General features: G+C 37.0%; 7 protein-coding genes and 3 pseudogenes. All 10 read right to left on the bottom strand.

The genetic code is table 11. From position 1 onward, the window contains the following. Positions 1 to 162, bottom strand: a pseudogene (locus A374_RS19405) (SMI1/KNR4 family protein); the annotation flags it as partial. Positions 163 to 179: 17 nt separating this feature from the next. After that, positions 180 to 572 carry a ribonuclease toxin immunity protein CdiI gene (gene cdiI, locus A374_RS19400; RefSeq protein WP_007203959.1) on the bottom strand — a complete coding sequence of 131 codons (393 nt, stop codon included), beginning with the start codon at positions 570 to 572 and terminating at the stop codon, positions 180 to 182. 18 nt (positions 573 to 590) lie between these two features. Beyond that, the gene (locus tag A374_RS19395) at positions 591 to 971 is read right to left on the bottom strand and encodes a CdiA family toxin C-terminal domain-containing protein (protein WP_274517073.1); all 381 of its coding nucleotides are present in this window, start codon (positions 969 to 971) and stop codon (positions 591 to 593) included. Between the two features lie 113 nt (positions 972 to 1084). Beyond that, positions 1085 to 1192, bottom strand: a pseudogene (locus A374_RS21220) (DUF6985 domain-containing protein); the annotation flags it as partial. Positions 1193 to 1245: 53 nt separating this feature from the next. Continuing rightward, positions 1246 to 1524, bottom strand: coding sequence for a hypothetical protein (locus A374_RS19390; protein ID WP_007203956.1), 279 nt, complete (start codon positions 1522 to 1524; stop codon positions 1246 to 1248). Between the two features lie 448 nt (positions 1525 to 1972). Continuing rightward, entirely contained in the window at positions 1973 to 2440 is a 468-nt protein-coding gene (locus tag A374_RS19385; RefSeq protein WP_007203955.1) for a DUF2004 domain-containing protein, read from the bottom strand. Between the two features lie 14 nt (positions 2441 to 2454). After that, the gene (locus tag A374_RS19380) at positions 2455 to 2649 is read right to left on the bottom strand and encodes an HNH endonuclease (protein ID WP_007203954.1); all 195 of its coding nucleotides are present in this window, start codon (positions 2647 to 2649) and stop codon (positions 2455 to 2457) included. A gap of 166 nt (positions 2650 to 2815) precedes the next feature. Then, positions 2816 to 3211, bottom strand: coding sequence for an immunity 22 family protein (locus A374_RS19375; protein WP_007203953.1), 396 nt, complete (start codon positions 3209 to 3211; stop codon positions 2816 to 2818). A 73-nt stretch (positions 3212 to 3284) separates the two neighbouring features. Further along, positions 3285 to 3371, bottom strand: a pseudogene (locus tag A374_RS20375) (HNH endonuclease); the annotation flags it as partial. 131 nt (positions 3372 to 3502) lie between these two features. Next, a complete protein-coding gene (locus A374_RS19370; protein WP_007203952.1) occupies positions 3503 to 4657 on the bottom strand; it encodes a suppressor of fused domain protein in 1155 nt (384 codons plus the stop codon). Between the last annotated feature and the right edge of the window lie 176 nt (positions 4658 to 4833).

Genomic DNA, 4833 nt, shown 5'->3' with positions numbered 1-4833 from the left:
CCCTGCCATAAAAGCTTCCGGTTCAACACTCGCTCCACCATTAACTTTGACACAAACAATATAATCTTGTGGTAATTGAAATCCTAACTGTTGACCTGTTTCTACTACTTTCGCCTCCGAAACTTCAGCATCCGCAAATTCCCATGTAATATGATTGTTCATCGTAAACCCTCTCCCCATCATTGATTTCCACCAAGGTGGTTAACTTTCCATGATTTCTTTATCTGATATCTCTCTTTAATTTTATTCATATATTTTTCTATCTCTGACTCATTTTCTGGATGTCTGGCTATATAATCACCAGTTATTTCTTTTAAATATATAAATAAAGTTTCATAGTCTATTATTACTTCTTCATCCTCTTCTACTGCAGGATAATCGAAATAAAAGGCTATCCCTTCATCTCCAAAGTAATCCTCTTCCCATTCTTCATAGTCTTCAGCAAATACACACCAAACATGCTCTATTCCATACCCTTCTCCACCAGCTAGTTTTTCTAATACTTTTAAAAATCTATCATCTCCTAGAACTTGAAAATAGTAATTAACTAGTTTCTTATTTTTATCTTCCATTTTATCACCCCATATTATCTAATCATTTAAAGTTGGGAAAAAATTTGTTATTTTCCCTGTTGTTTCATCAATATAACCTTCAAATTTAACACTATTTTTAGAGATTCCCGTAATTTTCCTTCCAACTATTTCACCATTTTTCATCGCTTCTTCACCCCACTTTAAAATTTGTTCATCTGAAATTATCTTCGGATCATAAACCGTTTTCGGTGTTCGAACTTTTTTAAGTTCTCCAGGTATAATATTCCCCTCTCTATTTAACGCAGGTAATCCATATTCAATTTCGTAAATACCTTCGATTGTAGAGTGTTGTCTCTTGGATATAATACAACTTTGTAAATCCCATCCATTTTTAATAAATGCATTCTCAAAATTCTCCAAGTTATGCCCACCGACAATTCCTTTATATTAACAATCAAGTGCTTTAAGTTCATATGTTTAAGTAGCATTAATTTAATAAGGAAATTCGTACTTCGTTTTCTTTTCTATCATTGCACCTAGCACTTCAAATTTTAAAGTACAACATCCTGATAACCTACCTCAGTTACTTCACCTTTTACTAGACAAAGGCCTAATTCGTTCTCAAGATCCCATGTACAGTCAAACGTAAGTCCGATATCAAAAGTTGATAAGGTCATCCAGCGAGCGTAGAGCAGCGATGGCTCAGCAACAATTAATTCGGCAATTGGACATGCGCTGAGTAATACGGTCGTGCCGATGGTGGCAGCAATTTGCCAGATGGTTTCTCTGTCCTGCTGCCCATCGTTTTCAACTCCCGCATCACCGTTTGAATAATGGATTCGTTAACACCATTGTAAAACGAGATCGTGGCATGTGCTGTTTGAATAGAAAAAATACTTGTGGACGGAGTAGTAAGGGATAAGGGAGATTGTGCTGTTTCCATTTCAGGATGTAATGTCACAGGGACAATGGTTAATTTTTGATCGGACATAAATAAGCACCACCTTCATTTGATACACGGATCGTAGCAGGTGGTGCCAACTATTTATATGCGTTATTTGAATGCGGGCTTACATTACAATCTATAAAAATTGACACTTAGCGCACTTATAAAATTATAGTGCTCTGTTACATTTCTAAGCTAAAACCAAAAAAGCACTCGTTGCCTTTAGTCGACAATCGAGTGCTTTAAGTAGCATTAATTTTGTAAGTTTTATTGTAACAGTATGACACCTTTTATATGTCGTGACAACTACTACGTTAAAACTTACGAGTTTGTACGAGTTCGTTAGTTTAATATACATTCCATGTGTTTATCATCATCGCCCAGTAAAATGTCATCTCGCCTAAGCTCGTACCTCGTTTTCTATTCTATCATTGCACATAACACTCTATGATGGTACAACCATCATGAAGTATGTACTTTTTAACAGCCTATTTTAAATTGCAACGTCTTGATAACCTACTTCAGTTACTTTTTCATTTAGCAAACGAATCCCTAGCCCATTTTCTGTATCCCACGTACAATTAAATGTAATTCCAATATCCCGACCGTCAAAAATACCTGCATAGGGAACAACAATCCCATCTAAACTTATCATTTCTAATATTTCATTAGTTGTTTCAACTAATGGATCGTTTTCATTTACTTCAATATTATAACCTAGTTCATGACGCTCTTGCTTGTAATAGTCTAATATTGATTGCAAAAAGCTTTGTTGTAATTGTTCCCAATTTTGCATGAGTGAAGTATATGCTACATATTGTTCTTCATCAAACTTACCATCCTCATTACCTTTTACTATTAGTGCTATCTCGACTTCATTTCCCAAAAATTTAATGCTAGTATCCTTAGACCACACAAAATCATATTCAAGCTCACCAAAAACCGCATCAATTATTTTCATCTTACTTCTCCTTTTTATTTTTTAGCAACTCCTCCTGGCTCAAACGCCCCTGCGTTTATCTCACCTACTCCACCAAGATGCCCAAATCTTTTATTTATCTCTGTCGGTACAAGTTGCATTATTTTCACATCATTTACTTCGTGCCATATTAATTGATTTTTTGTTCGATATTTGTCTATGTCTTTCGCGGTAATCCCACCAGGTTCCATTCCAAATTGGCGAGCTAGTTACAAGATACTCCATGAGGTCTCTATTTTACATAAGTTATACTTTACTGTGTTCAACCAAACTTATTACATGCAAAAAGCGCCTTTTGTCAACTAACAAAAAGTGCTTCGCGGCTTCGAATACTATATTAATTATTATATTCAGTTACTAATCTTCATAAATAACAGACCCCATATATTTAAGGTTCCTACCATCAAGTTTTGCTTCCTCAACAAGTTCCTCATATTCAAAATCATATAACCGAATAACAATATTGTACTTTTCTTCTAAACTTTCACCATAAAAGTCTTTAAGTTCACTTATAAGTGCGTCAGAATAAGAAGCATTCTTTAGTAATTCAGACAAAGAAGACGTAGGATATTCATTGTAAGTACATTCTAATAAATCTTGGTTATACTCAAGAAAGTCTATTTTAAAATTATTCATAAAGCTTGAAGGAATTCTGTCTCCCTCATTATCATATTTTATTTCTACATACTTGCTTAGCAAATCCTCATTACTACAATTTCCAAACCAAAGAGAAACAGCTCCTGGGTTTTCCATCTTAATCCCCCATTTCTAATTATCTAAGCCCTTCAGGTAATGAATCAATTCCGCCTTTCAACCTATATCCCCATCATTGATTACCACCAAGGTGGTTAAGTCGATGTGTATCTTTTACTACTAACTGCATTTTCCCAGGAACCTGATGATGGTGCCACAGACTTGGTTCAGTTCGCCATCTTGAAGATGTGCTTTTGCAAAAACATTTTCTATTTCTTCTTTTAACACATTACTTGAAGTTTAGAGGCAAAAGACGCTGAAATTACCATGCGTCCAGATGTTCCCTTCGTGCTATAAGCCGACATTCTTTCTATGTATGTCTAAGACATCCGAAATGCCATGCTCCCTCATTCTTTTCAGTAAATACTCATGTCCCTTTTCTAAAGCGAGCATTCTTTCTTCCTCATAAATAGGAATGAGCGTAAATACGTTCACATCTCCCCGTCTTGTAGGAATAGAGTCTAATTCCGATTCGTACGGTCGACAGCTCATGACACATGATAACTTGGTATTCGGCGCAAACGGTTGAGGCGGTTCGCCATTTGGAAGGATCACACCTTCGTCAAGACCTCCGTCATACAGATGCGGAATATGAGCCACCATTCTTAGCCACTCAATGGGCCAAAAGTGGGCTGGATCGTCCATCGCGTCTTGTTCCACTGGCCAATCGGAGGGCAGCTTCAGCAGCAATTCTGCATATTTGAACGCCTCCTCCTCCATTGAATAGCCCATCGGTTCGTCACTCATACCGGTTGTAAACAATGTCGTAAAAGGATGTTCTTTACATGAAGGGATGATGTGAATCGTCACTGCCACTTTACTGCCAGGAATGAGTTCACCTATACTATTTTTGACAGGGCCAAAATGTTTGACCATCTGCGCTAAAATTACGTCCTCGTCCTCCCCTTCATGAGGAGGATCATTTTCTTCCACCTCAGCACCTATTTCGATCATTTTCTGCTTCAAATAGTCAGCAATTTCCAATTGACCTCTTTCAAGCGCAAAATGATAGGCATCCATATTTTTCATATTAGCACCTGTGTACTTTACGGTTAGATCAACACCATTGTGAACCAGATACTGGACAACATCTAGATGGCCGCCATAAATGGCTGAGAATAAAGGATTCCTCCCCGGGTCACTTACATCTAATTGTGCCCCCTGTTCAAGCAAGTACTGGACTATACTTAGTTCGCCTTCACTAGCCGCATGGGCAATCGGTGCTGATTTTGGTATCCCTTCGTTTATGTTAAGATCCATACCCAATTCTACTAAAAATTTAATCATCTCCAACTCACCTGCTCTTGCTGAAACATGTAGCCACGTTCCAAAAGGTGTCACAATTTCAAGTAAACTTCCGTCAGAAGTAATGAGATCTTTCACTTGTTCTATTTCACCATCATCGATTAAATCAAGAATTTCTACAACTCTTTCCCTATTATTCATAGTTTCCTCCTAAAGTATATCTATTTTCAATGATGCTGCTTCTTCACCCAGGTACTTAAGTGCTTCAACAATTCTTTGATAAGATCGCTTTCCACCCAAAAAATCTATTTCTTTCAACCTATTAACAACATGTTGAAGGCGTTCTATACCATGTTGACCCACAACTTTATTCGGTG

The organism is Fictibacillus macauensis ZFHKF-1 (assembly GCF_000269865.1).
Classification (GTDB): Bacteria; Bacillota; Bacilli; order Bacillales; family Fictibacillaceae; genus Fictibacillus_C; species Fictibacillus_C macauensis.
The sequence above is the reverse complement of the archived record's forward strand: the minus strand, read 5'-3'. Positions and strand labels throughout refer to the sequence as shown.